Source organism: Stenotrophomonas sp. TWI169 (assembly GCF_039674705.1).
GTDB classification, from domain to species: Bacteria; Pseudomonadota; Gammaproteobacteria; order Xanthomonadales; family Xanthomonadaceae; genus Stenotrophomonas; species Stenotrophomonas maltophilia_P.
The window spans coordinates 21061-34025 of sequence record NZ_JBDJOB010000005.1 but is presented as its reverse complement, the minus strand read 5'-3'; the positions used below and the strand labels follow the sequence as shown (position 1 = coordinate 34025).

14 protein-coding genes are annotated in these 12965 nt (G+C 67.4%); 7 read left to right on the top strand and 7 right to left on the bottom strand.

The genetic code is table 11. The annotated features are described in order from the left end of the window. Positions 1 to 46 precede the first annotated feature (46 nt). From ABE543_RS05410 to ABE543_RS05400, 3 genes are all read right to left on the bottom strand, one after another. Complete coding sequence (locus tag ABE543_RS05410) at positions 47 to 1156, bottom strand: S-(hydroxymethyl)glutathione dehydrogenase/class III alcohol dehydrogenase (protein ID WP_065175135.1); 1110 nt, start codon at positions 1154 to 1156, stop codon at positions 47 to 49. 58 nt (positions 1157 to 1214) lie between these two features. Then, a complete protein-coding gene (locus ABE543_RS05405; protein WP_053517440.1) occupies positions 1215 to 1490 on the bottom strand; it encodes a metal/formaldehyde-sensitive transcriptional repressor in 276 nt (91 codons plus the stop codon). Positions 1491 to 1558: 68 nt separating this feature from the next. Further along, positions 1559 to 2566 carry a glycoside hydrolase family 43 protein gene (locus ABE543_RS05400; protein ID WP_065181800.1) on the bottom strand — a complete coding sequence of 336 codons (1008 nt, stop codon included), beginning with the start codon at positions 2564 to 2566 and terminating at the stop codon, positions 1559 to 1561. 145 nt (positions 2567 to 2711) lie between these two features. On the opposite strand from ABE543_RS05400, the gene ABE543_RS05395 reads away from it, so the two are divergent. Beyond that, the gene (locus ABE543_RS05395; protein ID WP_065181737.1) at positions 2712 to 3116 is read left to right on the top strand and encodes a VOC family protein; all 405 of its coding nucleotides are present in this window, start codon (positions 2712 to 2714) and stop codon (positions 3114 to 3116) included. 31 nt (positions 3117 to 3147) lie between these two features. Here ABE543_RS05395 and ABE543_RS05390 read toward each other — a convergent pair whose 3' ends face one another. Further along, on the bottom strand, positions 3148 to 3816 hold the full coding sequence (locus ABE543_RS05390) for an SMI1/KNR4 family protein (RefSeq protein WP_164152837.1): 669 nt from the start codon (positions 3814 to 3816) through the stop codon (positions 3148 to 3150). Positions 3817 to 3882: 66 nt separating this feature from the next. Further along, positions 3883 to 4767 (bottom strand): LysR family transcriptional regulator, encoded by an 885-nt coding sequence (locus ABE543_RS05385; RefSeq protein ID WP_065181739.1) that lies wholly within the window; start codon positions 4765 to 4767, stop codon positions 3883 to 3885. 106 nt (positions 4768 to 4873) lie between these two features. Here ABE543_RS05385 and ABE543_RS05380 point away from each other — a divergent pair, with 106 nt between their 5' ends. Next, on the top strand, positions 4874 to 5926 hold the full coding sequence (locus tag ABE543_RS05380) for an NAD(P)-dependent alcohol dehydrogenase (protein ID WP_053517445.1): 1053 nt from the start codon (positions 4874 to 4876) through the stop codon (positions 5924 to 5926). 130 nt (positions 5927 to 6056) lie between these two features. On the opposite strand, the gene ABE543_RS05375 is transcribed toward ABE543_RS05380, so the two are convergent. After that, positions 6057 to 7421, bottom strand: a complete 1365-nt coding sequence (locus tag ABE543_RS05375; RefSeq protein WP_346475404.1) for a glutamate--cysteine ligase — start codon at positions 7419 to 7421, stop codon at positions 6057 to 6059. Positions 7422 to 7573: 152 nt separating this feature from the next. Between ABE543_RS05375 and ABE543_RS05370 the strand changes: the two genes are divergently transcribed. The 3 genes from ABE543_RS05370 (at position 7574) to ABE543_RS05360 (ending at position 10558) form a co-directional block, all read left to right on the top strand. Next, positions 7574 to 8278 carry a VIT family protein gene (locus tag ABE543_RS05370; protein ID WP_065175139.1) on the top strand — a complete coding sequence of 235 codons (705 nt, stop codon included), beginning with the start codon at positions 7574 to 7576 and terminating at the stop codon, positions 8276 to 8278. Beyond that, entirely contained in the window at positions 8275 to 9099 is an 825-nt protein-coding gene (locus ABE543_RS05365; RefSeq protein ID WP_111186175.1) for a helix-turn-helix transcriptional regulator, read from the top strand. The genes ABE543_RS05370 and ABE543_RS05365 overlap by 4 nt, the downstream gene beginning before the upstream one ends. A gap of 487 nt (positions 9100 to 9586) precedes the next feature. Continuing rightward, the gene (locus tag ABE543_RS05360) at positions 9587 to 10558 is read left to right on the top strand and encodes an MBL fold metallo-hydrolase (protein ID WP_346475403.1); all 972 of its coding nucleotides are present in this window, start codon (positions 9587 to 9589) and stop codon (positions 10556 to 10558) included. Between the two features lie 67 nt (positions 10559 to 10625). Here ABE543_RS05360 and yihA read toward each other — a convergent pair whose 3' ends face one another. Further along, positions 10626 to 11228, bottom strand: coding sequence for a ribosome biogenesis GTP-binding protein YihA/YsxC (gene yihA / locus ABE543_RS05355; protein WP_053519877.1), 603 nt, complete (start codon positions 11226 to 11228; stop codon positions 10626 to 10628). Positions 11229 to 11384: 156 nt separating this feature from the next. Between yihA and ABE543_RS05350 the strand changes: the two genes are divergently transcribed. Both ABE543_RS05350 and ABE543_RS05345 read left to right on the top strand, forming a co-directional pair. After that, positions 11385 to 12185 carry a c-type cytochrome gene (locus ABE543_RS05350; protein ID WP_065175142.1) on the top strand — a complete coding sequence of 267 codons (801 nt, stop codon included), beginning with the start codon at positions 11385 to 11387 and terminating at the stop codon, positions 12183 to 12185. Positions 12186 to 12290: 105 nt separating this feature from the next. Then, a complete protein-coding gene (locus tag ABE543_RS05345; RefSeq protein WP_053519865.1) occupies positions 12291 to 12938 on the top strand; it encodes a thiol:disulfide interchange protein DsbA/DsbL in 648 nt (215 codons plus the stop codon). Positions 12939 to 12965: the final 27 nt, after the last annotated feature.

Sequence of the window (12965 nt, the reverse complement as noted above, 5' to 3'; positions counted from 1 at the left end):
CTCTCCAGAAGGGTGGCAGCCCTGACGGCCTGCCACCCGGGATGGCTCAGTAGTGCACGACCGAACGGATCGACTTGCCTTCGTGCATCAGATCGAAGGCATCGTTGATCCCGTCCAGATCCATGGTGTGGGTGACGAACGGCGCCAGTTCGATGTCGCCCTTCATCGCGTCCTCCACCATGCCCGGCAGCTGGCTGCGACCCTTGACGCCACCGAAGGCCGTGCCCATCCACTTGCGGCCGGTGACCAGCTGGAAGGGACGGGTGGAGATTTCCTGGCCGGCGCCGGCCACGCCGATCACCACGCTCTGGCCCCAGCCACGGTGCGCGCATTCCAGCGCCGCGCGCATCACGTTGACGTTGCCGATGCACTCGAAGCTGTGGTCCACGCCCCAGGTGGTCATTTCAACAATGACCTGCTGGATCGGCTTGTCGAAGTCCTTCGGATTGATGCAGTCGGTCGCACCGAACTCACGCGCCAGCTCGAACTTGGACGGATTGGTATCCACCGCGATGATGCGGCCGGCCTTGGCCTGGCGCGCGCCCTGGATCACGGCCAGGCCGATGCCGCCGAGGCCGAACACTGCCACGCTGTCGCCTTCCTGCACCTTGGCCGTGTTGTGCACCGCACCGATGCCGGTAGTGACACCGCAGCCGAGCAGGCAGACATGTTCCGGGTTCGCCTGCGGATTGATCTTCGCCAGCGAGACTTCGGCCACCACTGTGTACTCGCTGAACGTCGAGCAGCCCATGTAGTGATAGATCGGCTCGCCGTTGTAGCTGAAGCGGCTGGTGCCATCGGGCATCACGCCCTTGCCCTGGGTCGCGCGTACCGACACGCACAGGTTGGTCTTGCCACTCTTGCAGAACAGGCATTCGCCGCACTCGGCGGTGTACAGCGGAATCACGTGGTCACCCGGCTTGACGCTGGTCACGCCCTCGCCTACTTCCACCACGATGCCGGCACCTTCATGGCCCAGCACCACCGGGAACAGACCTTCCGGATCATCCCCTGACAGGGTGAACGCATCGGTGTGGCAGACGCCGGTGTGGGTGATCTTGACCAGCACTTCGCCGGCCTTCGGCGGGGCGACGTCGATCTCGACGATCTGCAGCGGCTGGCCGGGAGCAAAGGCGACGGCGGCACGGGATTTCATGGCGGGATTCTCCAAAGACAGGCAGTAACAGATGGACGACGCTATGCTGCGCCGTTGCTTATTTCAGGTACGAGCGGATCAGCCCGCTCATCTCGCGCACGCGCTCGGCGCGCTGTTCATCGGACGCTGCGGGTTGTCCGAACTCTTCGCGCAGGTGGGCTTCCATCACCTCGGACATCAGCCCGTTGACCGCCCCGCGGATGGCGGCGATCTGCTGCAGCACGGGCCCGCAGTCGGCGCCGGCTTCCAGCGCACGGTCCAGTGCATCGCACTGGCCGCGGATGCGGCGCACGCGGGCCAGGACCTTCTTCTTCTCTTCGGGAGAGTGCGGCATGGCAGGGTGACTCAGGAACTATACTGGGGGATAGTATACACAGGTGGCGGAAAGGTACATCCTGCGCCTCAGCGCAGGCGGTGCGCGGGTACGCCCTCGTGCGTCATCTTCACCGGCAGGATGCGGCCCTGCGCGTCGAAGTACAGGCGATCGATCGCGGTGACGCGGGCATTGCGGTCGGTCTGGTCGAGCGGCCGGCGGTGGTAGACGATGTACCACGTGTCATCGCCGGGCGCGTGGATCAGGGAGTGGTGCCCGGCGCTGGTCGCGATGGCCGGGTCCTGCTGCAGGACCCGGCCGATGCGTGTGAACGGCCCGGTCGGCGCGTCGGCGATCGCATAGGCCACCGAGTAGTCCGGCTCGCCCCAGCCGCCTTCGGACCACATGAAGTAGTAGCGACCGCCCCGCTTGAACATCAGCGGACCTTCCACGTACTCCGGCGCCGGCGTGATCTCCTTGAACAGCGTGCCGTCGTCCCAGGGCAGCAGGCCGCTGAAATCCGCCTTCAGGCGCACGATGTTGGCGTGCTTCCAGCCGCCATAGATCATGTACCAGGCACCATCGTCATCCTTGAACACATACTGGTCGATCGGCTGCGCGCCATTGTGGAACGCGCCCACCAGTGGCTTGCCGAGCAGATCGCGGTAAGGCCCTTCGGGCTGGTCGGCCACGGCCACGCCGATGCCACCGGTCTCGCCGTCGTTCTGGATGTCATTGGCGGAGAAGAAGAAGAAGTAGCGCCCGTCGTTGGCCACCACCGAGGGTGCCCACAACGCCTGCCTGGCCCAGGGAATGTTCTCGATGGACAGCACGCTGTCGTGCCGGCGCCAGTGCACCAGGTCGGGCGACGAAAAGGCATCGAAGGCAACCTGTTCTGCATAGGGCCGCGAGCGCGTGGGAAAGATCCAGTAGGTGCTGCCGAATACGGCCGCCTCCGGGTCCGCGTACCAGCCCGGCAGGATCGGATTGCCGGACATCACCGGTGCCTGGCTGTCACGCGCATCCGCGATGCCGACGCCAGTGGCTGCGAGCAGCACGGCCAGTGCGGCCCCCCTCCCCCATTCGCGCAGTCCCATCAGAGCCACTCCCATGCAGGTTCGATCGCTCGAGTCTAGAACGATCGCCGGCGCCTTTCCGCGACGCGCTGCCTCAAACCGCGCACCCTCTTGATCGACGGGAATCATCGGCGCATGGTGCCTGGCACAACGCAGGGCCCGGGCCATGATCCCCTTCATCATCAATCTGGACGTTCCGGACCTCGCGGCCGCCGAGGCGTTCTACACACGCGCCTTCGGCCTCCATGCCGGGCGCCGTCTCGGCCCGGAGGTGCTGGAACTGCTGGGCGGCCCGACACCGCTCTATCTGCTGCAGAACGAAGCGGGCAGCGCAGCTACCGTCGACGGTGACGTGCGGGATTACGAACGTCACTGGACCGCGCTGCACATCGACTGGATCGTGGAGGACCTCGACGCCGCCCTTGCCCAGGCGTTGGCGGCAGGCGCGGCGCTCGAGCAGGCGCCACGCGAGCGTTCATGGGGGCGCATCGCAGTACTGGCGGATCCGTTCGGACACGGCTTCTGCCTGATCCAGTTCACCGGCCCCGGCTACGACGCCTTGCTGGATTGATCGGCGGAATGCACCGGGCCCGCCGCCAGCATCAGCGCACGTAGGCGAATGATTCGTCCAGCCGCTCGAATCCGATCAGCTGCTGCACCAGCGCCTGCGCCTGATCCTCATCGATCTCTCCCTGCTCGATCTCTGCGCTGCGTGCAAACAGGGCCTCCAGCGCAGTGGCCTGGTCGTCCCGCAGCCACGCGCGATGCGAGCCCAGCCAGCGCTGGAGATTGTCGGCCAGGTCACCGTGCGACAACAGCGTGTAGGGGGCCTCGTAGTCCGCCACTGCCTCCACCATCTTGCGGAACAGGAAATCCTGAAGGTTGCGGGCCAGTACGTCAGCGCGATCATCGTCGTGCCACACCAGCAGCACCGGCGGCTCGTCGCAGCCCGGCGCATTGGTCCAGAAGCAGTAGCTGTCACCGGCCCCCGTGCGGGCGAACGGCAGCAGCTGCAGATCCTCGCGCAATGGGTTGTAGTGATCCTCTGCAGTCAGCTCCTGCCAGGCCTCGAGCAGTTCGCCACGCTCAAGCGGCTCGTAATCCTGCGCATACAACAGAATCGGCGGTACCGGTTGCAGCTCCGGAAGGCACACCTGCGCCCATTGCGGATGGGTCGCCCCCCAGCTCAGCCGGTCTTCCGTATCGAGCCGGTGGTAGAGAGCAGGAAAGGTCTGGCCGGTGGCCAGTTCGATCTCGGCAAGCGTATGCATGAACGTCCCTGTGATTGGATCGGCACGCACTTTACCTCGACAGGCAGCATCCGCGCAGGCACGGATCTATTCGCGCAGCATGTCCACGAATGCGCGCAAGGCCGACGCCATCTGCCGTTGCCTGGGGTAATACAGCACGAAGCCGGGAAACGGTTCGCTCCAGTCCTGCAGTACCGCCACCATCCGCCCGGCTTCGATGTGCGGGCGCGCGGCATCCTCAAGCACATAGGCCAGGCCGAAGCCATCCAGCACCGCGCGCATGATGGTGGTCTGCTCGCTCAGCGTCAGTCGCCCACGCACGTCGATTTCCAGCGACTGCCCATCGCGGTCGAACTGCCACTTGTACAGGTGACCGCTGGCGAAGCGGAAGCGGATGCATTCGTGCTGCAGCAGGTCGCGGGGATGCTGCGGTGCCGGGTGCTGGCGCAGATACCCGGGCGAGGCCACGATCATGCCGTGCAGGGCCGGGCCCAACGGCACGGCCACCATGTCCTCGGGCACGAACTCATGCAGCCGCACGCCGGCATCGAAGCCTTCGGCAACGATGTCCACCAGCCCATCGTTCTCGGTCAGCTCCAGGCGCACATCGGGGTGCGCGCGCAGGAAGCGGGTCAGGCGTGGGCCGAGCTGGGTCGGCACTGCCGCGCGGGCCGCGTTGATGCGCAGCAGGCCCGTTGGGCTGTCCCTGAACTGGTTCATTTCCTCCAGCGCCTCGTGCACCTGGCCCAGCGCCGGCTGCAACCGGTCCAGCAGGCGCTGCCCGGCCTCGGTCAGGGCCACGCTGCGGGTAGTGCGATGGAACAGGCCCACCCCCAACCGCTCTTCCAGTGCCCGGATCGCATAGCTCACCGCCGAGGTCGACAGGGCCAGCTCGGCGCCGGCCCGGCGGAAGCTGCGGTGGCGGGCCACCGCCGCGAAGGCGGCCAGGTGGGTGAGATTGTCAGTGGCCATGATTGTGCAGTCTGCCTTGATGAATCATGCCGATATCCACGCTTTGTGGGCGGGTATGAGGGGCGTATTGTAAAACGCCTTTCCACAAACCCGCCAAGGATTCCCCATGTCCCTCGCCCATGGTTATGCGGTGCGTACCAATACCGCTCCGCTCGAGCCCTTCACCTTCGAACGCCGCGCCGTCGGCGCCAACGATGTCCGCATCGAAGTGCTGTACAGCGGCATCTGCCACTCCGACCTGCACCAGGCCCGCGACGACTGGGGCGGCGCGGAGTACCCGATGGTTCCCGGCCACGAAATCATCGGCCGCGTGGTCGAAGTCGGTCCGGCCGTCACCCGCCTCAGCGTCGGCGATATCGCCGGCGTCGGCTGCATGGTGGATTCCTGTCGCCATTGCGATGCCTGCGACCACGACCTTGAGCAGTACTGCGAAAAGGGCCCGACCTATACCTACAACAGCCGCGACCGCAATACCGGTGAGCTGACGATGGGCGGCTACTCCGACCACATCGTGGTCGAGCAGCGCTTCGTGGTGAAGGTCTCCGAGACGCTGGACCTGAAGGCCGCCGCGCCGCTGCTGTGCGCCGGCATCACCACCTACTCGCCGCTGCGCCACTGGAAGGTCGGCCCCGGCCAGAAGGTGGGCGTGATCGGCCTGGGCGGTCTGGGCCACATGGGCGTGAAGTTTGCCAAGGCGATGGGCGCCACCGTAGTGATGATCACCACCACCCCGGAAAAGGGCGCCGACGCCAAGCGCCTGGGCGCGGACGAGGTGCTGGTCTCGCGCGATCCGGCGCAGATGAAGGCGCACGCCAACAGCTTCGACTTCCTGCTCAACACCGTGCCGGTCAGCCATGACACCAACCCGTACATGAGCCTGCTCAAGCGCGATGCCACCATGTGCCTGGTCGGCGTCATCACCGAGCTGGACCCGCCCCTGATGGGTGCCAGCGTGATCTTCGGCCGCAAGCACGTCACCGGCTCGGCCATCGGCGGCATGGCCGAGACCCAGGAAATGATGGATTTCTGCGCCGAGCACAACATCGTCAGCGATGTTGAGGTGATCGACATCAAGGATGTCAACCACGCGTGGGAGCGCATGGCGAAGAACGATGTGCGCTATCGCTTCGTGATCGACATGGCCAGCCTCAAGGCCTGACGGCCCGGCTGATGGAATGAAAAACCCCGGCGTGGAGGCCGGGGTTTTTTCTGCGCGCGACACCCGCCGGCATGGCCCGACGCTGCCGGAGCCATGGCGGGTAGCGCCGGGCCATGCCCGGCGGCCGCATTCAGTACGCGAATTCCCGGAACACCGGATCCACGTTGCCGTGCCAGCGACCATGGAACAGCGCCAGCTTGCGCTCGGCCGGTGTCAGGCCGGATTCGACGATCTCCTGCAGCACATCCAGGAACTTGCTCTCGTCCTGGCCATCGGCATTGCGCGCGGCGCGGCGCTTCAGGCCTTCAACGGAAATCTTCACCGCCTCGCGCGCCAGATCGCGCACGGTGCCATCGCGGAACGGCAGGTTCATCGCATGCTCCGGCACGCCGTCGCGCAGTACATGGCGCTCGGCCAGGGTGAAGTCACGCACCAGATCCCAGGCCGCATCCAGCGCGGTGTCGTCGTACAGCAGGCCGACCCAGAACGCCGGCAGGGCGCACAGGCGGCTCCACGGACCGCCATCGGCGCCCCGCATCTCCAGATACTTCTTCAGGCGCACTTCCGGGAACGCCGTGGTCGTGTGGTCCGACCAGTCGCGCAGGGTCGGCAACTCGCCCGGCAGCACCGGCAGCCGGCCCTGCATGAAATCGCGGAAGCTCTGCCCGCTGGCATCGTGGTAGATGCCATCGCGGTAGGAGAAGTACATCGGCACGTCCAGCAGGTAATCGACGTAACGCTCATAGCCGAAGCCATCCTCGAACACGAAGTCGAGCATGCCGGTGCGGTCGGCGTCGGTGTCGGTCCAGATGTGCGATCGATAGCTCAGGTAGCCGTTCGGCTTGCCTTCGGTGAACGGCGAGTCGGCGAACAGCGCGGTGGCGATCGGCTGCAGTGCCAGCGAAACGCGGAACTTTTTCACCATGTCCGCTTCGCTGGCGTAGTCCAGGTTGACCTGCACCGTGCAGGTACGGGTCATCATGTCCAGGCCGAGCGAACCGACCTTGGGCATGTACGCGCGCATGATCCTGTAGCGGCCCTTCGGCATCCACGGCATCTCATCGCGCGCCCACTTCGGCTGGAAGCCCATGCCCAGGAAGCCCAACTGGAGCTCGCCGGCCACCTGCGCCACTTCGTTCAGATGGGTACCGGTCTCCACGCAGGTCTGGTGGATGGTCTCCAGCGCCGCGCCGGACAGTTCCAGCTGGCCGGCCGGTTCCAGCGTCACCGACGCGCCATCGCGCAGCAGGGCGATGGTGTTGCCGTTTTCCTGCACGGGTTCCCAGCCGAAACGGACCAGGCCGTTGAGCAGGGCCTCGATGCCACGCTCGCCTTCAAAGGCCGGCGGTCGCAGGTCGTCCAGGCGGAAGCCGAACTTCTCGTGCTCGGTGCCGATGCGCCACTGCGCGCGGGGCTTTTCGCCGGAGGCGATCACCTCCACCAGCTGCGAGCGGTCGGTAATGGGCGTATCGGCGACGTGGCTGGGGCTCGACAAGGGGAAGACTCGCTGTACGGTGACGGGGGATGTGGGGCTGGGAGCCTTCCATCGCAAGGGCGCACTATAGCGTGGCGCCCCGTCGCAGCATGCGACGGAGACGGGTTTCAGCATCCTACCGACGACCTCTTGACCCTCGTACACTGCAAGGCATGACCCGTCATTCGCGCCATCCGGAACGACACAGGGCCGACCGCGTCGGCTGGCTGCGCGCCGCCGTGCTCGGCGCCAACGACGGCATCGTTTCAGTGGCAGGGCTGGTGGTCGGCGTTGCCGCCAGTGGCGCATCGGCCAGCACCCTGCTGGCCACCGGCCTGGCGGGCACGGTCGCAGGGGCGATGTCGATGGCCGCCGGCGAGTATGTCTCGGTGCAGACCCAGGCCGACACCGAAGGCGCCGACCTGGCGATGGAGAAGCGCGAACTGCAGGACGATCCGCACAGCGAGCTGGAAGAGCTGGCCGCCATCTACCGCCATCGCGGCCTGGCCCCGGCGCTGGCGCGGCAGGTGGCCGAACAGCTCACGGCCCATGATGCCCTCGGTGCGCACGCTCGCGACGAACTGGGCATCACCGATACCCTGCGCGCCCGGCCGCTGCAGGCCGCACTGGCCTCCGCCGCAGCCTTCACCTGTGGGGCGGCCCTGCCGGTGCTGACCGCACTGCTGGCACCGGCCGACTCCGTGGCAGGGGTGACCACTGCCAGCACCCTGCTGGGCCTGTGCGTGACCGGCGCGATGGCGGCCCGCGCCGGAGGTGCGCCTGCCCTGCGCGGCGCCCTGCGCGTCATGTTCTGGGGCGCACTGGCAATGGCTGCAGCCGCCGGCGTCGGCCGGCTGCTGGGAGCCCACGTGACATGACCACGATGCTGCCCGCCGCAACGGCGCTGCTGGCCGAGATGTCTTCGCTGGCCGGTTGTGATCGCGCCGAGGGTTATGCCTGCGTCACCGCACGGCGCGAGCATGGCGCCAGCTCGGTGGAGATCCCGCAACCGCAGTTCGCGATCCTGCTGGAAGGACGCAAGCAGGTACGTACCGCACACCAGACGCTGGAGTTCGCGCCCGGCGACATACTGCTGCTGACCCAGCGTTGCCGCATCGACGTGGTCAACCGTCCAGACCCGCGCAGCGGCCGTTACCTCAGCGCCATCGTGCCGCTGTGTGCGGAAGTGCTGGCCGCGGCGCGGACACTGTGGAACGAGGAACTGCCCAGCGCCGGTCCGTCGATGGCGCGGTTGTCGCTGGCCGAACATGGCGCCGTGCTGCGCCGCTGGCGGCAATCGTTGCAGGATGGCCATTACAGCGACGCCCGGCTGGCCCTGGCCTCGATGGTGCTGACCCTGTGCCGGCAAGGCCACGGCAACCTGTTGCTGCCCACTGCACCGACGCTGGGTGAGCAGATACGGGATCGCGTCGCCGCTGAACCTGCGCGCGACTGGCAATCGCGTGATCTGGAGGAGCAGTTCGCACTGAGCGGCGCCACCCTGCGTCGTCGGCTTGCGGCCGAGCGCACCAGCCTGCGCCAGCTGCTGACCGAGGCACGACTGGCCCACGCCATGCAGTTGCTGTACACCACCGACCTGCCGCTGAAGACCGTGGCCGCACGCGCGGGCTACCGTTCCGCGGCCAGTTTCAGCAAGCGCTTCGCCGAGCAGTACGGACTGGCTCCTACAGACATCTGAGGGGGTCAGGCAGGGCTGCGCCCTGCACCCGCAGTGCGCCGCCTTCGACAGATTCCGGCGGCTGTTGGTAGGTGTCGACCTTGGTCGACACCTCTGTCAGATATCGAATGAAATTCCGGGGTCTGATCCGTTTTCCCGCGGAAAACGGATCTGACCCCAAGAGCATTTCCGACAGATCGTGCAAAACTGTCGAAGGCGGGGTGGGTCCGGTTGCGGGGGCGTGAGCGCCATGGATGGCGCGACCGAGCCTACAGGGACGTATTTACGGCGTCCCCCGCAGCCGGACCCACCCCGCCATCCCACGGACAGCCCGCTGTTGCCGTTGCTTCGGCTGTTGCTTCGGCCGTTGCCTCTGCGGGTGCAGGGCGCAGCCCTGCCAGCACACTCCCTTCCCTGAGCATTCCGCGCAGCGGTTTGAGCGCCGCGCGCACGCCGGCCACGGCACGCTAGCCGCAACGGAACCGCCCGTCCTCCATCGAGAACCCTCATGACCCTGCATCACCTGCCGCTGCGCGGCGCCCTGCTGCTGGCCCTGGCTGCGCTGCCGCTGACCGCACTCGCCGAAGCCACCTCACCCGCACCCACCCGGCAGATGCCCGGCGTCTATCACCACCGCATCGGCACCCTGCAGGTCACCGCCCTGTTCGATGGCGTGGTCGCACTCGGCCGGCAGGAAGTGGTCGACGTGCCGCCGACGCTGGTCACCCGCCTGCTGGAAGGCCGCTATGTCCCCGAAGACAGCAAGGGCCTGCAGACCGCGGTCAATGCTTACCTGATCCGCCAGGGCAATCACCTCACCCTGGTCGACACGGGCACCGCACAGTGCTTCGGTCCCGGCCTGGGCCAGGTACTGGGCAACCTGCGTGCCGCAGGCGTGGATCCCGCCGAGGTGGACGACATCCTGCTGACCCACGCCCACCCCGACCATCTGTGCGGCGTGCTCGACGCGCAGGGCAAGCCGGCCTATCCGAACGCGACAGTGTGGCTGTCCAGGGCCGACGCGGACTACTGGCTCAACCCGGCCAGCGAAGCCACCGCACCGGAGGGCGTGCGCTTTGCCTTCCCGCTCGCCCGAACCGCCGTGGCGCCTTATCAGGCCAGCGGCCACCTGCGTACCTTCGAGCCTGGCGATGCCCGCCCCGGCGGTGCCCTGGCGATGGATACCCATGGCCACACCCCCGGCCACGTCTCTTACCGGTTCGACAGCCAGGGCCAGTCACTGCTGGTGTGGGGCGACGTGCTGCACTTCCACGCGGTGCAGTTCGCCCACCCGGAAGCCGCGTTCGAGGCCGATTCGGACCGCAAGGCGGCCACGGCCAGCCGCCGCAGTCTGTTGCAGCAGGCCACCGCCGGGGCGTGGTGGGTGGCGGGTGCGCATCTGCCTTTCCCGGGCCTGGGCCACGTGCGCAGGGACGGCCAGGCCTATGCCTGGGTGCCGGCGGAGTATTCGCCATTGTGAGGGTGTGCCGACCAAGGTCGGCACCCACCGATCCGGTAGCGCCGGGCCATGCCCGGCGGGCGAGAGGTTACTCCAGTCCCAGCCAGCCACCGATCACGGCACGGGCTTCGTCCACGCCGGTGCGGTCTTCGCCGGAAAACACCTGCACGCTGACGCTGTCGCCGTAGGCCGACTGCAGTTCCTTGCGCACCTTCTGCAGCGTCTGCATCTGCTGGCCGCGGCCCAGCTTGTCGGCCTTGGTCAGCAGCGCATGCGCCGGCAGGCCGCGCTGTACGGCGTAAGACAGCATCTGGCGGTCGTAGTCCTTCAACGGGTGGCGGATGTCCATCACCACCACCAGCCCCTTCAGTGCCTCCCGGGTACGGAAGTACCTGTCGATGAAGGCCTGCCAGTGCGCCTGCAGCTCCAGCGGCACCTTGGCGTAGCCGTAGCCGGGAAGGTCGACCAGGCTTGCTTCCGGGGTGATCTGGAAGAACACCAGCTGCTGCGTGCGGCCGGGGGTCTTGGAGACGCGGGCCAGGGCATTCTGCCGGGTCAACGCATTGAGGGCGCTGGACTTGCCGGCGTTGGAGCGGCCGGCGAAGGCCACTTCGGCCCCTTCGTCGGGCGGCAGCTGCCGCGCGTTGTGGGCCGAGAGGTGATAACGGGCGCGTTCAAGGAGCAATGACATGCGCATAGGATCGCATGTTGCGGCGCCGCGCGCCCGTGCCGACGGCCCCAGCGGGGATTTTGCTGCACTGCTTCGTTGACCGTGCGTGGAAACGCCGTTGATAATCCGGGCGATGCCGGCGGCCACCGCCCGGCCCGGTCCATACGGAGCTTTAGCATGCGCCACGCTCGCGTTCTTGCCGTATCCGCCCTTGCCACTGCTGTCGTTGTTGCCGCCGCTGCGTTCGCGCAGACCACGTTGACCCCGCTGCCCGACAACGGGCCGATCAACACCGCCTCGCTGGAGGTGGATTTCAGCAAGACGACCTGGGGCGATGCCAAGGCTGGCCAGGGCAAGGCTGCGGCCTGCGCGGCCTGCCATGGTGCCGACGGCAATTCCACGGTCGAGATGTACCCGTCCATCGCCGGCCAGAGCGAGCGCTATGTCGCCCAGCAGATGGCCCTGATCGCCAACGGCCAGCGCAGCTCCGGTGCGGCAGTGGCGATGGTGCCGTTCGTGCAGAACCTCACCCCGCAGGACATGCGCGACATCGGCGCGTTCTTCGCCACGCAGAAGGCCACCGCCGGCATCGCCGACGACACGGCGGTGACCGAAGGCCCCTACAAGGGCATGAAGTTCTACCAGATCGGCCAGCAGCTGTACCGCGGCGGCGACGCGTCGCGCGGGCTGCCGGCCTGCATGGCCTGTCACGGCCCCAGCGGCGCCGGCAACCCGGGCCCGGCCTACCCGCATATCGGTGGCCAGCACGCCAGCTATGTCGCGCGCCGCCTGCAGGAGTACCAGGCCGGGCAGACCAACGAAACCGACAAGGCACACTTCCAGATCATGGCCGCGGTGGCACAGAAGCTGACCGAACAGGAAGTGCAGGCGCTGTCCAGCTACCTGCAGGGCCTGCACAACCGGGCCGACGACGTGGCCACCGAAGCCACGCCGGCACGACCGGCCGCCGCCCCCTGACCGCCACTGGTCGGCCCGGGCCGCCACCGCGGCCCGCGCCTGCGGTATGTTTCCTTCACGCCGGCGACTGCGCCGGCGTTGCTTTTTCAACGGAGATGCGTGTCGATGAGGTTGATTCCCCGCCTGCTGTTGTCCCTGCTGGTGCTGCTGCCGATGGCCGCCAGTGCCGCCCCTGCCGCAGCCCCGCTGGTCGAAGGTCGCGACTACGAGCGCATCGCCCAGGCCGGTCCGTTCCAGCCGCTCGCCGGCAAGATCGAAGTGGTCGAGGTGTTCGGCTACACCTGCCCGCACTGCGCGCGTTTCGAACCGCAGCTGGAAGCCTGGGCGGCCAAGCTGCCGGCGGATGTTCGCTTCACTCCGGTGCCTGCGGCGTTCGGGGGCGCCTGGGATGCCTGGGCGCTGGCCTATTACGCCGCCGAAGAAGTCGGCGTCGCCAAGCGCAGCCATGCGGCCGTGTTCAAGGCTCTGCACGAGCAGGGCACCCTGCCGATGCAGAATGTCTCGGCCGATGAGCTCGCCACCTTCTACAAGGCGTACGGCGTGGCGCCCGAGCGTTACACCCAGGCCCTGCGGGGCGACGCCGTGCAGAAGAAAGTCGACGCGGCGCGGGCATTCGCCCAGCGCACCCGCATCCCCGGTACCCCGGCGCTGATCATCAACGGCCAGTATCTGGTCCGCGGCAACAGCTTCGACGACCAGCTGCGCATTGCCTCGGCGCTGATCGCCCAGGTCCGCGCCAACCGCGGCCGCTGAACCAACGCCCACTCCCGACACGGCGCT